Origin of the sequence: Paenibacillus polymyxa (assembly GCF_015710975.1) — a bacterium.
Classification (GTDB): domain Bacteria; phylum Bacillota; class Bacilli; order Paenibacillales; family Paenibacillaceae; genus Paenibacillus; species Paenibacillus polymyxa.
In genome coordinates, this window is sequence record NZ_CP049783.1 from 236,881 (window position 1) to 255,401 (window position 18,521).

The 18,521-nt window shown below is 45.0% G+C and carries 22 protein-coding genes and 1 pseudogene; 4 read left to right on the top strand and 19 right to left on the bottom strand.

From position 1 onward, the window contains the following. Window positions 1-131: 131 nt before the first annotated feature. Window positions 132-1,223 carry a LuxR C-terminal-related transcriptional regulator gene (locus G7035_RS01275; RefSeq protein WP_019686619.1) on the top strand — a complete coding sequence of 364 codons (1,092 nt, stop codon included), beginning with the start codon at window positions 132-134 and terminating at the stop codon, window positions 1,221-1,223. 75 nt (window positions 1,224-1,298) lie between these two features. Here G7035_RS01275 and G7035_RS01280 read toward each other — a convergent pair whose 3' ends face one another. The 18 genes and pseudogenes from G7035_RS01280 to G7035_RS01365 form a co-directional block, all read right to left on the bottom strand. Next, window positions 1,299-1,478: a hypothetical protein gene (locus G7035_RS01280; protein ID WP_013370039.1), complete on the bottom strand. Its 180-nt coding sequence runs from the start codon at window positions 1,476-1,478 to the stop codon at window positions 1,299-1,301. A 77-nt stretch (window positions 1,479-1,555) separates the two neighbouring features. Continuing rightward, the gene (locus tag G7035_RS01285; protein ID WP_019686618.1) at window positions 1,556-2,557 is read right to left on the bottom strand and encodes an NAD(+)/NADH kinase; all 1,002 of its coding nucleotides are present in this window, start codon (window positions 2,555-2,557) and stop codon (window positions 1,556-1,558) included. Then, window positions 2,554-3,615, bottom strand: coding sequence for an SPFH domain-containing protein (locus tag G7035_RS01290; RefSeq protein ID WP_016820615.1), 1,062 nt, complete (start codon window positions 3,613-3,615; stop codon window positions 2,554-2,556). Before G7035_RS01290 ends, G7035_RS01285 begins: the two co-directional genes overlap by 4 nt. 231 nt (window positions 3,616-3,846) lie before the next feature. Next, entirely contained in the window at window positions 3,847-4,617 is a 771-nt protein-coding gene (locus G7035_RS01295) for an alpha/beta hydrolase (RefSeq protein ID WP_016820616.1), read from the bottom strand. Between the two features lie 118 nt (window positions 4,618-4,735). Then, window positions 4,736-5,758 carry a FecCD family ABC transporter permease gene (locus G7035_RS01300; RefSeq protein WP_016820617.1) on the bottom strand — a complete coding sequence of 341 codons (1,023 nt, stop codon included), beginning with the start codon at window positions 5,756-5,758 and terminating at the stop codon, window positions 4,736-4,738. Further along, window positions 5,751-6,757, bottom strand: a pseudogene (locus G7035_RS01305) (FecCD family ABC transporter permease). The gene G7035_RS01300 and the pseudogene G7035_RS01305 overlap by 8 nt, the downstream one beginning before the upstream one ends. Window positions 6,758-6,767: 10 nt before the next feature. Next, complete coding sequence (locus tag G7035_RS01310) at window positions 6,768-7,748, bottom strand: ABC transporter substrate-binding protein (RefSeq protein WP_016820619.1); 981 nt, start codon at window positions 7,746-7,748, stop codon at window positions 6,768-6,770. Between the two features lie 167 nt (window positions 7,749-7,915). Then, entirely contained in the window at window positions 7,916-8,599 is a 684-nt protein-coding gene (locus G7035_RS01315) for an HD domain-containing protein (protein ID WP_019686617.1), read from the bottom strand. Window positions 8,600-8,643: 44 nt separating this feature from the next. Continuing rightward, window positions 8,644-9,093, bottom strand: a complete 450-nt coding sequence (locus G7035_RS01320; RefSeq protein WP_230877381.1) for a HEAT repeat domain-containing protein — start codon at window positions 9,091-9,093, stop codon at window positions 8,644-8,646. Window positions 9,094-9,457: 364 nt separating this feature from the next. Then, window positions 9,458-10,492, bottom strand: coding sequence for an NAD(P)/FAD-dependent oxidoreductase (locus tag G7035_RS01325; RefSeq protein ID WP_016820622.1), 1,035 nt, complete (start codon window positions 10,490-10,492; stop codon window positions 9,458-9,460). Window positions 10,493-10,644: 152 nt separating this feature from the next. Further along, window positions 10,645-11,148, bottom strand: a complete 504-nt coding sequence (locus G7035_RS01330; RefSeq protein ID WP_016820623.1) for a hypothetical protein — start codon at window positions 11,146-11,148, stop codon at window positions 10,645-10,647. Window positions 11,149-11,172: 24 nt separating this feature from the next. After that, window positions 11,173-11,622: a hypothetical protein gene (locus G7035_RS01335; protein ID WP_016820624.1), complete on the bottom strand. Its 450-nt coding sequence runs from the start codon at window positions 11,620-11,622 to the stop codon at window positions 11,173-11,175. Window positions 11,623-11,647: 25 nt separating this feature from the next. Next, window positions 11,648-12,169, bottom strand: a complete 522-nt coding sequence (locus G7035_RS01340; protein ID WP_016820625.1) for a GNAT family N-acetyltransferase — start codon at window positions 12,167-12,169, stop codon at window positions 11,648-11,650. Window positions 12,170-12,226: 57 nt separating this feature from the next. Further along, window positions 12,227-12,718, bottom strand: a complete 492-nt coding sequence (locus G7035_RS01345) for an 8-oxo-dGTP diphosphatase (RefSeq protein WP_016820626.1) — start codon at window positions 12,716-12,718, stop codon at window positions 12,227-12,229. A gap of 88 nt (window positions 12,719-12,806) precedes the next feature. Beyond that, entirely contained in the window at window positions 12,807-13,268 is a 462-nt protein-coding gene (locus tag G7035_RS01350) for a hypothetical protein (protein WP_019686614.1), read from the bottom strand. An 11-nt stretch (window positions 13,269-13,279) separates the two neighbouring features. Further along, window positions 13,280-13,708 (bottom strand): GNAT family N-acetyltransferase, encoded by a 429-nt coding sequence (locus G7035_RS01355; protein ID WP_019686613.1) that lies wholly within the window; start codon window positions 13,706-13,708, stop codon window positions 13,280-13,282. Between the two features lie 217 nt (window positions 13,709-13,925). Beyond that, window positions 13,926-14,285, bottom strand: a complete 360-nt coding sequence (locus G7035_RS01360; RefSeq protein WP_017426589.1) for a FlxA-like family protein — start codon at window positions 14,283-14,285, stop codon at window positions 13,926-13,928. 84 nt (window positions 14,286-14,369) lie between these two features. Continuing rightward, on the bottom strand, window positions 14,370-15,251 hold the full coding sequence (locus G7035_RS01365; protein WP_228552561.1) for a hypothetical protein: 882 nt from the start codon (window positions 15,249-15,251) through the stop codon (window positions 14,370-14,372). A gap of 233 nt (window positions 15,252-15,484) precedes the next feature. Between G7035_RS01365 and G7035_RS01370 the strand changes: the two genes are divergently transcribed. From G7035_RS01370 to G7035_RS27135, 3 genes are all read left to right on the top strand, one after another. Further along, window positions 15,485-16,060, top strand: coding sequence for a class I SAM-dependent methyltransferase (locus G7035_RS01370; RefSeq protein ID WP_016820631.1), 576 nt, complete (start codon window positions 15,485-15,487; stop codon window positions 16,058-16,060). Between the two features lie 15 nt (window positions 16,061-16,075). Further along, on the top strand, window positions 16,076-16,681 hold the full coding sequence (locus G7035_RS01375) for a DedA family protein (protein ID WP_016820632.1): 606 nt from the start codon (window positions 16,076-16,078) through the stop codon (window positions 16,679-16,681). Between the two features lie 176 nt (window positions 16,682-16,857). After that, window positions 16,858-16,908, top strand: a complete 51-nt coding sequence (locus G7035_RS27135; protein ID WP_229716897.1) for a putative holin-like toxin — start codon at window positions 16,858-16,860, stop codon at window positions 16,906-16,908. A gap of 230 nt (window positions 16,909-17,138) precedes the next feature. Here G7035_RS27135 and G7035_RS01380 read toward each other — a convergent pair whose 3' ends face one another. Beyond that, window positions 17,139-18,449: an alkaline phosphatase gene (locus tag G7035_RS01380; protein ID WP_019686611.1), complete on the bottom strand. Its 1,311-nt coding sequence runs from the start codon at window positions 18,447-18,449 to the stop codon at window positions 17,139-17,141. Between the last annotated feature and the right edge of the window lie 72 nt (window positions 18,450-18,521).

Genomic DNA, 18,521 nt, shown 5'->3' on the forward strand with positions numbered 1-18,521 from the left:
TTCATTTATTGTAGATTTAATTAAGAATCATTCTCAATTATAAAGACAATACGAATATCCACCATCCCATAAATATGGGATTTAGGAAGAGGCACTTTAAGAATCTCCAGCTTTCACGATAGGAGTAAACGATGAACGCACATTATACTCAATTTGCACAGCTTAAGAATGATCAACAACCAATCATGGAAATGGGAAATAAATCACCCTCATCTCCTACATACAAGCACACGCTAATCGACCGCTTGCGTACTCAGATTTCTTTTGATGCGGCATGCTGTACCTCAGTAGATCCGCGAACGCTGCTTTCCACGGGTGCATTTACGGAGTCGGGTGTAGAGGACATTCATAGCAAACTGCTAGAATACGAGTATCTGCACGATGATATCATGAAATACGATCAATTGGTGCGAGAAGGACAGCCTATCGCGACGCTTCATGGATCTACACAAGGCCAGCCGGATCGCAGCACACGTTTTAGAAATGTTTTGCAGCCCGCTGGATTCGGCGATGAGCTGCGTATTCCATTTATGTACAAAGGAAGCTGCTGGGGATTTCTTACGTTGTTCCGCCACTATGGAAAGCCTGTATTCAGCGCGGAAGAGCAACAACTGCTTGAAGCGTTAGCGCCATCCATAGCCTACCATCTGCGTCAAACCAGTGTCGGTGTATCTCCAGCCCCCGCTATGGCTATGGAACATGAACTTGAGCCAGGTGTTCTGACGCTTTCCGCTCAACTAGAACCCCTCTCGTCCAATATAGTAGCAGAACAGTGGCTAAAGCTGCTTCGGCAGCAGGAGGGAATCCATGAGGACGAGCTGCCGGCCTCTGTTCGGGCGGTAAGCTTGCGAGCGCTATCCACTACTACTGCACCAGCCAGACTATGTATCCCTTCCGCAGACGCTGGAACTCCTTGGGTCACCGTCAGAGCTACTCTCCTGCAAAGCGGACGTGAGCATACGGGCGAGAAGCAGCTGGCTGTATGGTTTGAGCCTGCTAAAGCAACCGACATGTTGCCGCTCATGGCTGAGATCTACTCATGGACTGAACGAGAGAGACAGCTTGTCCGGCTCATTGTCCAAGGCTTTTCTACCAAGGAACTGGCAAGTGCACTTCATATTACGGCCTACACGGTGCAGGATCATCTGAAAGCCATTTTCTTGAAAACAGAGGTAAGCAGCCGTCGTGAGCTAGTATGGAAGGTATATTCCAGATTCAATTAATTATGTAAAAAAGACAGATGACCCGGTTAAGGATCATCTGTCTTTGCATCACTGCTCTATTGAGACGCAAGAGTCTTATTTCTGCGAAGAGGATTTCGTATCATCGTATGATACTGGTGAGGGCTTCGCAATCCATTCATCAGCCTCAGGCTCGATATCCACGCCATTGTCCAGCTTCGTTTTCTCCATCAAGGAATCTCCGTCCTCGTTCTTCTTGTTGCGGATTTTCGCTTCGTCTTGAGTGTGGTCGCTCATGTTGATTCCTCCTTTTTTAATTTCATCTGATGGTTGTACCTTACTCATAATTACCCATTGCCGTCCTGTACAAACCTCTACACCACCAGATGCCCTTTTTTCTCCGCCGGTCCAATGGTCGCCTCAATGCCAGCATTAAACTCCAGAAAGTCGCTCTCTACTCCATCACTAAAAATAACTCCATTCTCCGGCATCTGCGAAGCAATTCGCAGCGGTCTTTCAACGGCCACCTGTCCAAACACCAGCTCCGCAGCAGTCGTCCGACTGGGGAATGGTTCTCTCACTGTAAAATAAAGCGAAGGCGAGCTCCAGGTTGCACGATGATCATGCCCCATTCCTTCTACTGTCCCTTCCTGGCTGAAAGCAGCATCTGACATCAGGTGATCTGGAGTCAGCGAGACCGGATGCCGTGTAGCACTGCCGACAATCCCGGCAGCTCCAGCCAGCACACTGGTCAGCCAGCCCGTCGCCCCCAACCCGGTGGAAACAATAATACCGCTGGACGATTGCTGCTCTACCTGATCCTCCAATCTCAGCTCATATCTCGCAGAAACATGAGTTTTGCGCCCGATGAACAAATCGTTCACAGCATATATGGATTGGCCATCATTTAGTTGGGCCTTAGCCAGTGTAACCTCCTTAATCGGCCGTCTGTGCACGAACACATCCGGCACCACCCAGCGCAGATCAGATACAGTAAACGGCAGCAATACTCCATCCCAGCGCATCGGATCTGGATTCACGCCGATTAGCGGCTGCTCGCTCAAATATTTTAACGTGTTGGCTACCAGCCCATCCTGACCCAGTACCACCACCGTATCCTGCTCACCAAAAATAAAGTTCGGCACATGTTCCCGCTCCACAATCTGGACACGCCCCAAGGCCGATAACTCGGACGTCGCCGTTGCCACCGCCCTGCGGTAATTTTCATCCTCCAGCACATAATCACTAAAATCCGCACCCAGCCGTTCCATAAAGAAGCGAGCCTGCTGCACCGTATTGTAACGAACAATCAGTTCCTCCAGTCGCGTTTTACGCTTCACCAAAATAATCTTCTGCTCAGTCATTCGGCTGCTCATCGTGATCTTCCTCCAGACCCTCTCGATCCTGCTGATCCACTTGTTCCCGTATCTGACATGAGACCTTGCAGCAGATCAGGCGTAATATTCAACTGGCCGATTTTCCCTGCATTTTCTGCGAGTTCCTGAAAGGCGATCGCAATCAGCTTATCCGGGCTCATATCCATGTTGGCCATAGCTTGAAGTACGTTAGGCTCGACATCCTGCAACGATTTCATCACCGCTGTCAGCTCATAGGCCTTGGCATCGGCTTCGGCCTTTTTATTCGTTACGGTCAGCTCAATCAGTTCGCGCTTTTTCTCTTCCAAGGCCGTGTCAAACCGCAGCTGCTCCTCCTTCATCTCACTTTGCTTTTGCTTTACGGAACGCTCGGCATCCAGTTGGGTTTCGCGAATCTGCCTTTTTTTCGTCTCCACCGCAATTTCCGTATTCAGCTCATTTTCCTTCACACGCCGCTCCTGCTCAATGGATGCGTTACGACGCTCATACAATGCGTGATCCGCACTGCGAAGAATTTCTTCTCTCGCCTGCGCTTCCAGTGCTCTCATCGTCTCCTTATTTGGTAAAACCGCCAAAATGGACAGCCCCATAACCTCAATGCCCAGTTTCTCCATTTCAGTATGCTGAGCAATATCCTTCGTCATGTTTTGGGCCAGACGTTCACTGGACTGAACCGCTTCTTTGAGTGGAACACGTTCCAAATACTTTTTGGTAAGCACCTTGGCGATGTTAATCACCCGTTGAGCCAGCTTGCTTGGATCGTCCGAAATGTAGCGACGTTCCTTCAAATCATACGTGTAGTTTAAAATCTGCGTCGTTCTGCGGTAATCCACGATCCGATAAGTCAGTTGCCCCTGCACGGTCACCGCCTGGAAATCATTTGTCATATCTTCAAACATAAACGGTACATCAATGGAAGAGACAGGCACGACAACGACCGAGGTGGTCGGCGCGTAGTAATAAAAAGATAACCCAACACCCTCTCGAACCACCTTCCCGTTCTTCACCTTCATGACATACTCACTGGGCTGAAATTTAACAAAATTAAATCCAAACATCAGCGCTTCCTCGCTTTCTTTAGAGTGTTCATTTTTATTATTTCTTAATTGTTATTATCAATTTGTTATTAACAATAAAATAACACAGATAATCCATAATATCAATATGACATTTACAAAAAAAATAAAGGCCGCTTCCTCTCCGATACGCTCGGTTAAAGAAAACAGCCTCAGATTTCTTGCATTTTATTTTATAAGTACACTTTTAAAAATTTATACCTAACTGCATATTTACATAGAATCAGCAGCAAAACGAACCGCTCTGCTAACTAAAACAGGCAGCACGGATATATGACCTTCATCTGTAAATTCTCGGTACTCTACGTGTAGTCCTAGATCGTCCCTAGTCGTTAAACGCGTAGCTAAGTCCCTGGCCTTTTCCTGCATGCCACTAAAATGTCCGGCCTCTAACTCCCCTACAGCAATCAACAGCTTTTTATTCCAATGCTTCTGAGCTATAGAAGCTACAAACTGTTTCTCTTCATCCATAATAACTTGTCCGCCCCAGTGTATAGACGGACTTCCCGCCACATACACCTGAAAAGAGTTTGGTCTTGTAAACAGGGTATGTAATACGAACAGTCCTCCAAGCGAATGCCCGAAGATCGTCTGTCGGTTGCGGTCGATAAGAAAATCACCCTCGATCATTGGCTTAAGCTCATCTTCAATAAATGACAAGAAATGCTCGGCGCCCCCGCTTTCTTTGCAGGCATCTTCATTTGGCTTTACCGGAAGCTCCACAGCCGCCCCAGGCAGTGTAAGATCGTAATATCGTGAAGGATGAAAGGGAGCCTCTGTTGGATAGCCTATTCCTACAATGATAGCTGGAACAACCCCCGTTTTGTCAGGTCGTCTCCCCTGAACGCGCACCGCTTCCACCATGGTTCCAAAAACAGAATTGGCATCCAGCACATAAATAACGGGATAGCCAGATACAGGAGGTTCCTCGGCAGGAATGGCAATATAAATATGATACTCACAGTTTTCAGCCTGCGAGTACATTACTCGATGCTGACTGCGAGGAACATACACAGCTCCATGTGCATCGCTGGAATGATAATCTTGCGTAAATACGTTTTTAATGAGAATTACCTCCTATAGAACCTTAATTCCAATGAAATCAGGCCGTTTTTTTCATAAGCAAGACTACAAAATAAGGGACCCCGATCACCGCAATAATCAGTCCAACGGGAATTTCCGCAGGCGCAACCACCGTTTTGGCAACAAAATCAGACAACAGCACCAGTACCATACCGACCATACCGCATACGGGAATCACAAAACGATGATGAAGGCCAACAAGCCTTCTGGCGATATGAGGAGACAATAATCCTACAAAGCCTATTCCTCCAGAAACAGACACACAGGCACTCACCAGTCCAATGCTGGACAGCAAGAGAATAGACTTTTCCTTTTCGGTCGCAACGCCAAGACTTTTAGCTGTATGTTCATGTAATTGAAATAGATCCAGCACATACGATTTCAACCAAATAACAGGAATTAATATGACAAGCCATGGAATTACGGCAGCAACCAGCTTCCAATCAGCACTCCAAATACTGCCCGACATCCATACTGTCGCCATCTCGAAATCCGAGGCTTTCATTTTCAGCGACAGATATAAGCTTAAGGAACCGAAGCCAGAGCCAATCGCGATACCTACAAGTAGCAGTCGCTGCGAATCCAGACGTCCTGCTTTCCAAGCAAATGAATAGATCAGCAGCGCAGCCAACAAACCTCCAATCAAGCCAAAAAAGGGCATAGCCAACGCCGCAGTCCAGCCTGTCGTTTCCATTTGTCCTTGGTAAAAGAACATAAATATGACGATTGCTGCTCCCGCCCCTGCGTTAATGCCTAAAATGCCGGGATCGGCCAAACCATTCCGTGTAACTCCCTGTACCGCCGCCCCAGCAATCCCCAGACCTAAGCCGACCAAGGCCGCAATCACAACACGCGGTAGCCGAAAATCAAAAATCACCAAATCCAGCTGCGGAGTAGGGTGGATACGGAACAATGTCTGAATTACTTCCTGAAGGGTCATGTCGAACTCTCCATGGGTCAGACTAACATAGGAGGCTGCTAAAATAAGTGCAGCCCCACCTGAAAATACGAACCACAGCCGTTTCACACTGATTTTACGCATGCTCTCCCCCTCCTTTTCTACGTATTAAGTACAGAAAGAAAGGGATGCCAATGACCGAGGTAACCACTCCAATAGGCGTTTCAAACGGATAATTAAGAAAACGGCTCAACACATCAGACATGCCCAAAAAAACACCACCGATCAAACCAGAGCATGGAATGACCCAACGGTAATCTACTCCGATTAAATATCGGGTAATGTGCGGAATCAACAAGCCAACAAAAGCAATTTTCCCTGCCAGCGCAACAGAAACACCTGTCAGCAATGCTACACAGAGCATCGCCCCCAACTTGACTGGTAATGCCCGCTGTCCCAGACCTGTGGCCACGTCGTCGCCCAAAGACAGTAGTGTTATTGGCTTGGCCAGCAGCATTGCTCCTACAATTGCCACAAGAGCAAAGGGAATTGCCAATTGAATCATCCCGGGGTCCATTTGGTGCAGACGAGCGTTAAACCAGAAGCTTACATTTTGCGATACATTAAAATAAATGGAGAGAACGGCCGACAGGCTGCTTAAAAACGTGCCAATGATCGTTCCCAAAATGGCCATACGAACCGGGGCAAGACCGCCGGGAATCATCCAGGCTAAACCGAATACAATAGCCACCCCAGAGCCGATCCCACAAAAGAACTTCCAATCAGGCCCATCGAAGTGGAGTTCGGTGCAAGGATCATCATTAAGGTGATCACAAACGCCGCCCCATCCGACACCCCCATAATTGAGGGTGAAGCCAAGAAATTCCGCGTCATTCCTTGCATAATGGCTCCTGAAATCGCGAGAAAAGCACCGATTAATATAGAGCCGACCGCTCTAGGCAGACGCGAGTTTAAAACGACCTGATGGTCCACGTTTCCAGCATCAAAATGGAAAAAGGTAGCAGTTACCGTCTCCCATTCTATCGTCTTGGCTCCGTACATCACAGACAGCAGTAATGTTAGTACGATAAACAAGGGAGAGACGAAGATTACAAGGTAAGGAGAGATCAACTTTTTTCCCATGTTCCTACCTTTACTGCGAAAGTCGGTTCATAACCGCTTCCAAAAAGGCAAGTTTGCTCCATGAAGTACCACCTTGAGCATTGGGATCTACAATGTTGACGAAGGTTTTCCCATTCTTGACGGCATTGATGCTGCTCCAAATCGGATTCTTCTCCAAATCTGCCAATGCCTGCGGCTGGTCCTTGTTCTCTCCTTCGGAGAATTGCACGAACAGATAATCGGGGTTCATATCAGCCAATTTCTCCAGAGAAACCGCCTCTTGTGCTTTAACTGTATTTAACTCTTCCGGTACCTTAGCTCCTAGATCAGCATACAGCGAAGGATTGAAATATACATCCGCAGGGTATACATACAGATTGCCTGTACGAATCCGTACCATCAGTACCTTTTTATTTCCCCATATTGGTTTGAGCTTCTGTTGGGCCGCCTCCGCATCTTGCTTGTACTTGTCCAGGATCTCCTTCGCCTTCGCCTCTTTGCCTGTAAGCTGTCCCAACATTAATAGATTCGCTTCCCAGTTCGTTGAAATATGGGATACTGGAACCAATGGAGCGACCTTCCCTAGCTGTTCTGCCACCGCAGGCCGAAATTTAGAACTCCCAAGAATCACATCTGCCTTCAGTTTCAGGATCGTTTCAGCGCTAGGCTGCATTCGATCACCAACGTCTGCGGCTCCTTCCATCGCTTTTTCCATGAACTCAGGAAATGTTCCGCCCGAAGTAACCGCCCCAGTTGGTTTCACTCCCAGGACAGCTGCATCTTCCATCGCTTCCAGACTAGCTATAATAATATGATCCGTCTTGGCTAGCTTATAAGTCTTATCTAGATATGTAATCGTCTTAGCACTTTCTACGTCAGAAACAGACGTTTGTCTCGATGCATTGGTATTCTTTTGAGCTGAGTTATCTACCTCCTGCACCTTTCCACCACATGCCGTCAACAGCAAACTTGCCGATAATAAGGTACACATCCATATTGCAAACTTCTTCATAATCTGAAAGACTCCCCTCTACCTACTTGAATTTACAGATAATAATTATCATTATCATTGATAACTATTATCAATAGTAGGAGAGAAATCGGCGTATTGCAATATTTTTTCTAATATTTATTAAAAAGAGAGCTAGCTTCCCCTAGAATCCTTGCAATTAGGAAGCATCAGCCTCCCCTATTCTGTTGGATATCATTCACATTCCATTCTTTATAAAACTGCTCCAAATACATTTCCATCCATTGATGCCGAACCTCCGCCAGTTCTCGGGCATAAGGGGTATTCATTAAATCCTTGAGCTTGAGCAGCTTTTCGTAAAAATGATATATGGCACTTTTACCTGCGGCACGATATTCATACTGTGAATAGTCTTGACCCGGTTCATGCATGATACTGCCTTTTGAGCCTGCATACATAAAGGTTCTTGCAATCCCAATCGCTCCCAGAGCATCCAACCGATCTGCATCCTGCACAACCTGACCTTCCAGCGTTTCCATAGGCGGATTTTGTCCACCATTGTAGGACATTGTAGCAATAATGCTCATCACGTGTGTGATCACATCCGCATCGTTTACATGCAGATGCAGCCACTGATCAACTTTATCCAGCCCCGCTTGTTTGGATTCATTTAATTTTTCATCCGCTACATCATGCAGCAGTGCTGACAGCTCGCACACGAACGGATCTGCACCTTCTTTTGCAGCAATTTCAACAGACAGCTTCCTCACCCGGTCAATATGCCACCAATCATGACCACTGTGGTCATGCTCCAACTGCTGCTGTACATACGGCTCTGCCTTTTGAATAATATCTTCCATCATCGCTTCCTGCTGCTCTGTTCGTCTCTTCATAAGTCACCTTTCCATCCCGTCCATATTTGCTATGTGAGGTTGGTTTATTTTTTTATATGCTTGTCCATTTGCTTAGCGCGAATCATCGAGAGCGCCTTACGGGCTGCCAGCTTCCCATTCGGGCTTCCATGTTTCACTACTTCTTTTAATATTTCAGTCGCTGGTTCATACTCATGATACCCCAATAGAATACATGCACGTTCCTGTACATACATATCTTCATCATCTACATAAGGAAGCAATGAATCCACCTCACTAACAGGTGTAATCGCCATTAAGCTGTAAAGAAGCTGGCACCTCACATCATCCTCCATTGATGAATCCTTTTCCAGTATAGCCTGCATTTCATGCATACAGCGAATATCTTCTGCTAGTTGTTCAGTGCTTATGTCGTTGTCAGACGGGTAATCCTTACGCAGCTGTTCCCAATCCAGCTCTGGGTTTTGCTCTAACTCTGCAATCAGCGAAGCTGTACTTCGGTACATCGGTGACAAATCTGTTTCCTCGTGATTGATGTAACATAATTTATATGCTAGTGGCCCCTCTACATATAGACCTACATAATTAGAATGATCATCGGTCCATGCTATGGATTAGTAAAGCTTCCAGCGTATCGTCAGGTAGATCAATCGCTTGGCGTTCAAGCACCTCTTGTAAGCTCATTTTTCCACACTCCTAATCTTTCTACTCCAAATCTATTATCTAATCCCTGAAAAGGACAGGCTATCTCCATTTTATTCTATATGTGTATGGTATCCAACCTTAGGTCGACAAGTCCGTAACTATGCAAAAAAAGACCCCCCTTAACCACATCAGCTGTAGTTAACGGAAGTTCTTTTTTAAACTGATTCCCTTATTTTATTCCACGACACCAAGCTCGCGGTTTTTTTCCTTGAAGCGGCTGTTGTGAGAAGATACATATGCGGCTTTATCAGCTGTCGGATCAATGTACAACTTGGCGCTGTTGAGGGCAAGAGCAGCATCTGTGAACGTACCTGCAATCAGATACAGCTTGCTTCCGTACTCGACAAAATCGCCTGCAGCAAAAATCCCCGGTAGATTCGTTTCCAGCTTGTCGCTCACGCGGGCATGCCACTCTCCCATATCCAGTCCCCAATCTCGCAGGGGGCCGAAATCGGATTTTAGGCCATGATTTACGATAACTGCATCAACATTCAGCATCTCTATTTCGCCCGTATCTACATGATTGATCGTCACCTGCTCAATCGTTTCTCCGTTGTTGCTATGTAACTGACTTACCGCATAAGGTGTGAGAACACGGACCGAAGAGGACTTCATACGGGCTACATTTTTCTCATGTCCGCCAAAATGATCCCGACGATGTACAACTGTCACACTCGCCGCAATAGATTCCAGCTCATTCGCCCAATCTACCGCTGAGTTGCCTCCACCGGAAATCAGGACATGCTTGTCCCGGAACGGCTCCAGCTCTTGTACGGTATAATGCAGGTTTGTAACCTCGTAACGGTCAGCGCCTTCAATCTCCAGTTTAGCCATTTTGAGAATACCATAGCCTACGGCCAGAACGATCGTACGCGTCCAGTGCTGTTCCCCTGTGGCAGAAGTCAGCAGGAACGTGCCATCTTCCTGCCGATCCATCCCTGTAATCTGTTGTCCCAATACAATGGTAGGCTCGAACGTTCGTGCCTGCTGCTCCAGCTGGTCAATCAGCTTTTCACATAAAATCGGGGTTACCCCGCCAACATCCCATATCATCTTCTCCGGGTATATGCGCATCCGTCCGCCTAGCTCATGCTTGGCTTCGATCAGCTTGGTTTTCATATCTCTCATGCCACTGTAAAACGCAGTATACATACCGGCAGGACCGCCGCCGATGATCGTTACATCATATAATTCCAAGGACTCTGTCACTCTGCAACTCTCCCTATCATAGCGTATTATGTCTGCTTCTATTATAAGTGATAATAATTATCAATATCAATTAAGAAATAAAAACATATCTGTGACAGAGGTATTAGTGACTTTGGAACTACGTTTATACAGTTATTTGGCTACTGCTTTCGTTAACCTTGTGGATTAGGTAGGGATTGCTGCACTATTGCACGCAATGCTTTTTCATTCAGCCCAGTCTGTACAAATTGAAAACGGTGACCTGCCAGCCTCTGAACTCGATCTATGATCTGACCCAGATGATAAGCCGTATGCTCCACCACATGGTAAACGTCATACATATTTATATCGCCTGTGTTGTCCAATGCTGCACAGAAGGAAGAAAAAGCATCTTCAACTTCCTCCATAAGCTGTTCTTTGTTTTGCACTGAAGGCTTGAAGCTATCCTCCATCCCTTGCTTGTATGTAATCGTCGGATCCATGAGTTTGACTGCATTTCTACGCACATGCACCATTATATGATGGACAATTCCTCCAATACTGTTCTGTTCCGCTTCACCAGCGAACCATAACATGGGTTCATCCAAAAGCTTGATGCATACCCGCAGCTTAACCAAATATTGATCGTACATTCTGTGCTTGGATATGATCTTAAATTCATGCATGGAAGAATTCATATGTTCATTTCCTCCTTTATCTTTTCAGGTGTATTTTTTGAAAAAGTCACTTCCGTGGATCATCCAATATCGTTCAGCAGGAGGGACCTCTTCCAAAAAGTTCTGATATTCCCCTTTCCACCCCACCGGGACATAGTGTTCGAAAGAAGCTGGCTCCGGAAATAGAGAGTAGAGAACTTTCTGGTCAAAATCAACATACAAAGCAGGACAGAATTCCAACACTTCATCCTTATGCTGGATTGCTTCATCTAGCATTTGGAGCATTGTAGTGAGTTCTCCCGCAGCCACCTTATATTCACAGATGTGTTCCAAAAATGCTCCGGCTGTGGTCTCATCCAAAATAGCGATGCCAAACCGTTCCTCCATCTCGGTATTCAAAAACCAATACTCTCTTTCCGTCACATACCAATTCCATTGTCCCTGAAACATGACACCGACAATGATATTTTTCGCATATTCTGGCCATATTTTCATGAGCTTTTGCGTTCCCCTCCCTCACTTACAGCTCGATCCAAAACCGGTTTACACGGTTTCCATCTTCCTCTATGTAATCCTTGTCCGGTATTCCGCCGTTTCGCAGAATTGTTTTTTTGGAACTGATATTATCGGAGTCGCATACGACGAGGGCTTTGGAAATACCCAACTCTTTTGCTTTGCCCAATGCTAAGGCCAGCATAGTCCCAGCGTACCTGTTCCCTCGTGCAGAAGGACGGATACCATAACCGATATGACCGCCAGCGTTTAACAGATGCTCATTAAGATCATGACGGATATTCACTGCTCCGACGACCTGGTCATCTGCATCCATCAGCCAGTAGGTCGAACTTTTAACCCAGCCTTTAGACAAGCCAATTCCGTTTTTCTGTTGACTTAAAAACGTCAGCATACCTTCAAAATCATACGGTTCTATAGAAATCACCCAAGGCACCATATGCTCCTGGCTCTTTTTCCATTCCTCATAAAATGAAAGATAAGCATCCTTCCAGCGCCGATCCGGCTCAACCAATCTGATGGCCTGCATCCTACTCACCGCCCCCTCATTAAGCACTCCATGTATCTACTAATGGTCTCGTCATCTCTACACCCCATAGTTCTTCATCGTTGCTTCCAATGTTTCATCCGTATCCGCCAGCCACACGGAGCTAACCTCAAACGTCCCTGGCTCGAAAAACAATGGGAACCTCCGCTTAAACCAATCCTGCATCGGCAAATTCAGTGCTTCCTTCATATCTACCCACAGTAGTTCTCCCTCAGGAGGATTTTTTAATAGCTCACCTTCCGTTGCTGTAGCCAAATAATTAAAGACCATATATCTCAGCCCTTGGTTTGGATCACAATATTCGTCGATTCCTTTAAAAGCAATTTCCGTAACCGTTAAGCCTGTTTCCTCTTTTACTTCGCGAATGGCTCCATTCACAATGCTCTCTGGGAACTCTACTTTTCCTCCTGGAGCAATATAACCCGGAAACCCCTTTCGATTGGGTCTGTTCATTAGCAATACCTTGTTTCCATCTTGAATCATGCACATGGTATATATTTTGTGTGTCACTTCTGTACTCAATCCGATCATACCTTTCTCTATTCACATTCTCTATGATCTAGCTTTTAACTTTCTCACCGACATATCTTGGTTGAATATGGTATTCACCATAGAACGATTACAGTCCCTCGTCAAACAACTGTAGACCTATGATTTCAAAGGCGACACCGTCACCCGTTTTAACGTGGATATCACCATTCAATTCGTCAGAATCCAAAACAAACGTAGCCTCTCCTACAACAATCTCCAGACAGTCTATCCCACCTGCTTCGCCTTGTATCACTTGTTGTATCATCCCTTGAATCCAATAGTCACCTAGCTTTGGTTGAGGTTGAACAATGCCTGTCTTTTCCGTAGGCCTCAGTCTTCTGAACCCTTCTATACTGGATGGAGAAGTCTCGACCGAAATGACACAGCCGGGAATTAACTTTTCCAAGCTTTGTTCATACGGAACAACATACGCATATCCCGAGGTCAGTTCATGCCGAAAATATGTCCAGTAGCCGTATATCTTTTCCTTGCCAATATTACGAATGATAATCTTTTCATCTTGATTTACTTCCTTGATCTGTACGCGCATTTATGAAGTCCTCAGTAGATATTTTTCTTATAATAATAATGTTTAAAGCCTCTAGGAGCCTCATCAATGACACCGACTACTTCATACCCCTGCTTTTCATAGAATTCAGGTGCTTGAAAAGAAAAGGTATTCAGTTGTATCAAAGTACATCCTTTATCTCTAGCGATTTGTTCAATTTCACTAAGTAATTGCGAACCGTAGCCCCTTCCTCTATGGCCCTGATCTACCCACAAAATATCAACCTCCACCCAGTTCCAACAAAGTACACTTAGAAGACCGCCGATGACCTGACCGTCTCCTTTTTTGAGCGTAAGATTAATTTCTTCATATTGGGTTTGAATATCTGCCGGGACGTGTTTTGCATTAAACTCAATCAACTTGTTTCTGACGAAACGAGCTTCATCCCTACTACTTCGACTCCATTGAGGTTCCAATGTCATGGCTTAAATCCTCCAATTAGAATGTATAACAATCTATTAAATACTAAAGTCAAAAGCCTTCCATCTGCCCACTGTTATTTATTGTAATACTTTTTTAGGTTTAGTCACATGATTCATTTTGAACTACTATAAAACGCGAAAGCAGGCTCCCTATGTAACAGAGAGCCTGCTGTCTTTTGTATCCATCGTCTGGCTTACAGGAGAAAAGATAGGATGACTAAATAGAAATATCCAGTGATTTTCCAACCCCCGTGATATCACTGCCATTCGAGCTGCTGGTACGAGTCATTTCCATATTACTTGGAGCGGACTTTTCCATTTTTGGTGTTGACGTGCTGCTGGATTGAGAACTTTGCTGTGCAATCTGAGCTTCAATTTGCTTAATTTGCTGCTGAAGCTGCTTCATTTTCGTTTCTTTTGTATCCTTATTATCTTTGCTTTGCTGGACCTTATTGTACTCTGCTTCAAGCTGGGCTTTTTGCTTTTCCAAACTGGCTGTATCGTTGGTACTGGATGAAGATGAAGTTGAAGTATTGGCAATAGATATAGAGCTACTAGATGTGGTTGAAATATTCACAGAAGGATTCTCCTTTTTAAAAGCTAAGTTTGAGTTACAAGTGTGGGCTAAGCGTTTTTAAGGTATGCTATTGCGCTCTAAAGATTATGACGAAGACGATACAGATTGTTCAAAAATCTTAGCGATTTTATCGAATAAAACTGATACTTCTTCATCTGTTGCATTCGATTCATCTGTGTTTCCCCAAGCGTTTTTTAATGCAGAAATCAGGTCTGTTTGCTCATCTGTTTCTGAAGATATGGAGCCAGATAGAAGATCGGAACTCAGGACGTTTTGCAAATCATTCAGTAAGGATCTTTTTTCATCTACGGTATGCTCTTCTTCAGATGTAGTGGTGTTATCCTCTTGATGAGTAATCTCCTGAATATTCCATGCAAATGGGGGCATAATTCCACCCATCGCCTGCATCATTGGAGGCAGACCGTCAGGTCGGAATGAGTCACCTTCAGGCGGCGGTGTAGGGCGGTTATTCTGGATCGTTTCAGCTACTTTATCGAATAAATCTGATACTTCCTCATCTGTTGCTGTCGAAAGATCCACCCCGGATAACAAGTCGCTGACTGTAGCCAAAGGATTGTTTGTACTGTTATTGATTTCATTCGTTTCAGATAAAGCACTTGAAGACGTCAAGTAACTTTGTAAATCTGACAATAACGCTTTCTGTTCGTCCATAGTCAGCGCCACAGTATTCTGGTCGTATTTGTAGCCATAACTGTAGTTTTCCGTAGGAAGCGGAGCCTGCATACCTCCGGCGTATTCCATAAATTCCGCACTTAATTCGAGTGAATCGCTGGATTTCTTGTGTGTGGTATGCCCCGCGTTATTTAGTCCATTCTCATTTGACTTCAGCGTATTCGAGTTATCGTAGGAAGTCGAAGTCGTGATGAGATGCCTGTTGATGGATAATGACAAAGTAGATCCCCTCTCAGTGTACATAATGTTTTTAGCTGCCCACCTCTCTTTCATCGGTTGTAAAACTGAAGGCAGCCTGAGAGAATGCTGAATGATAACTGAATGAATTCGGACTGTCCCATACTGTACTCCTTTTCCTTCTTCCTAGACTATAGTCAAGGAAAATCCCCTCCGCAGGACGGGGAACCGAGCCCTACTCCAGACAGGAGCAAGTAAAGGGATAATTTGTTACTCTTAGCAGAGAATAAATGAACGCATTTTGAAAATTGAAGGTAGGGGAAAGAAGTATGATCCGTATTAGTCATTTAGTTCACGAGAGACTTATGTTCCTATTCAAATTTTTGTACTCGCCTGCATATGTGGGTAGCGTAACACCCAGTTCCAGATTTTTAGCTAAAAATATGATAGAATCCATTCCATGGAGTGATGTTCATGCCGTGGCTGAGCTTGGGGCTGGAACAGGCGCAATTACCCAATACATCCCGTCTACGACAAAAATTCAACCTAAGGTTTTGCTCTTTGAGAAGGACCCGACCATGCAGCAGAGTTTAAAAAGAAGATTCCCGAATTATCTGTGCTATTCCGACTCGCGTGAGCTTCAGCTTGCTATGAAAAATGCTCAAATTGAACAGCTTGACTGTATAATCAGCGGGCTGCCATTCTTCAACTTTCCACAAGCGATGCGAGATCAAATCGTAGAACAAATTCATCGGTCACTCAGGGATGGAGGGATGTTTGTCGCCTTTCAATACTCTAAACAGATGAAACAGCAGTTAGGTGAATGGTTTGATATTGAAGAAATCAAGTTTGTACCTATGAATGTTCCACCCGCATTCGTGTATGTATGCCGAAAGAAAGCTTAAGAAAGGAGTATGGGGATGGATGTTGAATATTTGATTTCCATTATCGAACAATATGGCTATGCAGCATTATTCTTCTCTCTATGGCTCGGAATTGTGGGACTGCCCATTCCAGACGAAGTTATAGTGATGACTGGCGGGGCCGTAACAAGCATGGGGATACTTCATCCGTTACCTGCTTTTTTAATTGTATATCTCGGGGTTGTATCAGGCCTATCCTTAGGTTATGTGTTGGGGAGAAGCTTGGGTACACCCATTTTGGATCGTTTGCGCCGGAAGAAGAAAATGGACAAGTACATTACTTTTTCAGAAAATTTAGTACATAAGTATGGAAACTTCACGATATGCATCAGCTACTTGCTACCGATCGTTCGCCACATTGTCCCTTATATTGTGGGGATCAATAAAATGAGTTTTAAGCGCTACGCTCTATTCTCTTATTCAACGGGCTTGATTTGGACGCTGATCTTCTTTTTGCTCGGACGTCTCTTTGGCGATCATGTACAAGCAGCAGGAGAATTGATTCATCGTTATGGCTTGCAGGTGGCACTGCTTCTCATCATGCTGACAATTATATTTTTTATAATGAAATTCGTGTGGGGGAAGAAAACAACGGAGGATTAGCTGAGATAAAGCTCACCAAAGTCAAAAAGACGTTTTTAAGTATTTTATCACTTTGATTATTCCTTATTTATGGTATACTTTTCTAATACAATATGCGGCTATAAAGGGCGGTCGGCTAGTCTCCCAGAAGGGAGGTGATGCCCATGGAGGTCAAAGATGCTATCTCCTTAATGATCATGTTTGGTATGTTCATTTTGGCGTTACTTACCTACATGAAAAAGAAATAGACCGCCCTGACCAAAGGTAAACGGTCTATTCTCGACCATATCTTACGCGGCCGACTGCTCTTTATGCAGTTATTGTATGGTGGAGTCGTGTTAGCGCACGGCTCCTTATTTATTCTTACCTTATTATAACCGATTTTATTACGTAATTACATGTCTTTGTTACTCGAATTTCTAAATTAATGGATTAATTAAGGGTTCATACTGCGATGAATAAGCCCTCTCACCCTAGGCTATTTTTTTAATTGAAGCAGCTTAACCAGCTTATCATGAATGGCCGTATTCGGGTAATTCCCGCTAAATTGGGAGGAACCCGGACCCATTGCAGTTAGCGCTACATCAACGGATGTATGCCCTCCTGTGGTCCAGTCGATATAAAACTTCTCATCAGAGCCTTTTACGGTAAAAGGACCGTCTTCTTTGGAAATACCTTCACCGGATTCATCCTCTGCATCTTCGCCTTCAATGGCCAAACCGCCCGTTTCATGGTCTGCCGTCACTAACACCAAAGTATCTGGATGCGCTTTGGCATAGTCCTTAGCTACTTTGACAGCCTTATCCAGCTGCTGCCCGGCTTTAATGGTTAATTCACCTTCATTGTCGTGCGCCATCTCATCCGTTCCTTCTTCCTCTACCATCAGGAAAAAGCCTTTTTTGTTTTTGGATAGAACATCAATCGCTTTCGCTGTCATATCCGGTAAAGAAACCGTTGGGTTGTAAGAATTGCCTAGTTTGTTGTGAGCTTGGAACATTTCTTCATTGGCGAACAGCCCTAGTAATTTAGAGCCTTTGGCTGCTTTCATTTCAGCCTGGTCTGTCACATAGCTATAGCCCAACTTCTTCGCTTGTTCCACCAAATTTCCTTGAGTTCCCTTACTAGCTTCCTCAGGATCTTCTGTCGGTGCATCTGGATGTTTGCCTGCTGTTCCTGCAGGGTACCAGAAATCCTCACCCCCGCCCAGAATCACATCCAGCTTGCTTTTCTCAATATACTGCTTGGCAATCTCGCTTTGAGCAGAACGCTTCTCAACATGCGCACCAAAGGCAGCGCCCGTCGCATCTGTCACTTGGCTTGTCGTCACTACTCCTGTAGACATGCCTGCTTTTTTAGCCAGCTCCATAATGGTTGTCACTGGTTTTTTATTCAAATCCATTCCGATCGCGCCGTTATACGTTTTCACACCTGTTGCAATGGCAGTCGCAGCGGCGGCAGAATCTGTAACCAGGTTGTCCCCTGAACTCGTGCTAACCAGGCCTGTTACAGGCATCTTGTCCATTTCAAGCAATCCCGATTTTCCAACCGTTGCTAAGCGAATCGCGTTACGACTGGCTTCTCCCATACCATCACCGATAAAAAGAATGACGTTTTTAGGAGTATCCGCTTTAGCTGATACAGCCTTCTGTGCCTTGGACTCTGCGACAGTGGACTTCGTAGGAGCCGCGGCTGCAAAAGCTTTAGGGATATCAGCAGATAATAAGGGTACAGTCAAAACAGTCACAGCACTCAACGCAAGGATACTCTTTTTCATGGAACGCTTTTTCACAAGGTCACACTCCAATAAATTTAATATTCATATATGATAAATTCATCATATATTGGTTTTGTAAAAAATCGT

What these genes read in the sequence shown, in the direction of transcription:
- G7035_RS01330 (WP_016820623.1), bottom strand. Translation starts at nt 11,148, where the DNA reads ATGAATTCTTCCATGCATGAATTTAAGATCATATCCAAGCACAGAATG.
- G7035_RS01365 (WP_228552561.1), bottom strand. Translation starts at nt 15,251, where the DNA reads ATGAAAGAGAGGTGGGCAGCTAAAAACATTATGTACACTGAGAGGGGA.
- G7035_RS01295 (WP_016820616.1), bottom strand. Translation starts at nt 4,617, where the DNA reads ATGTACTCGCAGGCTGAAAACTGTGAGTATCATATTTATATTGCCATT.
- G7035_RS01345 (WP_016820626.1), bottom strand. Translation starts at nt 12,718, where the DNA reads ATGATCGGATTGAGTACAGAAGTGACACACAAAATATATACCATGTGC.
- G7035_RS01315 (WP_019686617.1), bottom strand. Translation starts at nt 8,599, where the DNA reads ATGAAGAGACGAACAGAGCAGCAGGAAGCGATGATGGAAGATATTATT.
- G7035_RS01335 (WP_016820624.1), bottom strand. Translation starts at nt 11,622, where the DNA reads ATGAAAATATGGCCAGAATATGCGAAAAATATCATTGTCGGTGTCATG.
- G7035_RS01340 (WP_016820625.1), bottom strand. Translation starts at nt 12,169, where the DNA reads ATGCAGGCCATCAGATTGGTTGAGCCGGATCGGCGCTGGAAGGATGCT.
- G7035_RS01375 (WP_016820632.1), top strand. Translation starts at nt 16,076, where the DNA reads ATGGATGTTGAATATTTGATTTCCATTATCGAACAATATGGCTATGCA.
- G7035_RS01370 (WP_016820631.1), top strand. Translation starts at nt 15,485, where the DNA reads ATGATCCGTATTAGTCATTTAGTTCACGAGAGACTTATGTTCCTATTC.
- G7035_RS01350 (WP_019686614.1), bottom strand. Translation starts at nt 13,268, where the DNA reads ATGCGCGTACAGATCAAGGAAGTAAATCAAGATGAAAAGATTATCATT.
- G7035_RS01285 (WP_019686618.1), bottom strand. Translation starts at nt 2,557, where the DNA reads ATGAGCAGCCGAATGACTGAGCAGAAGATTATTTTGGTGAAGCGTAAA.
- G7035_RS01300 (WP_016820617.1), bottom strand. Translation starts at nt 5,758, where the DNA reads ATGCGTAAAATCAGTGTGAAACGGCTGTGGTTCGTATTTTCAGGTGGG.
- G7035_RS01310 (WP_016820619.1), bottom strand. Translation starts at nt 7,748, where the DNA reads ATGAAGAAGTTTGCAATATGGATGTGTACCTTATTATCGGCAAGTTTG.
- G7035_RS01275 (WP_019686619.1), top strand. Translation starts at nt 132, where the DNA reads ATGAACGCACATTATACTCAATTTGCACAGCTTAAGAATGATCAACAA.
- G7035_RS01355 (WP_019686613.1), bottom strand. Translation starts at nt 13,708, where the DNA reads ATGACATTGGAACCTCAATGGAGTCGAAGTAGTAGGGATGAAGCTCGT.
- G7035_RS01280 (WP_013370039.1), bottom strand. Translation starts at nt 1,478, where the DNA reads ATGAGCGACCACACTCAAGACGAAGCGAAAATCCGCAACAAGAAGAAC.
- G7035_RS01290 (WP_016820615.1), bottom strand. Translation starts at nt 3,615, where the DNA reads ATGTTTGGATTTAATTTTGTTAAATTTCAGCCCAGTGAGTATGTCATG.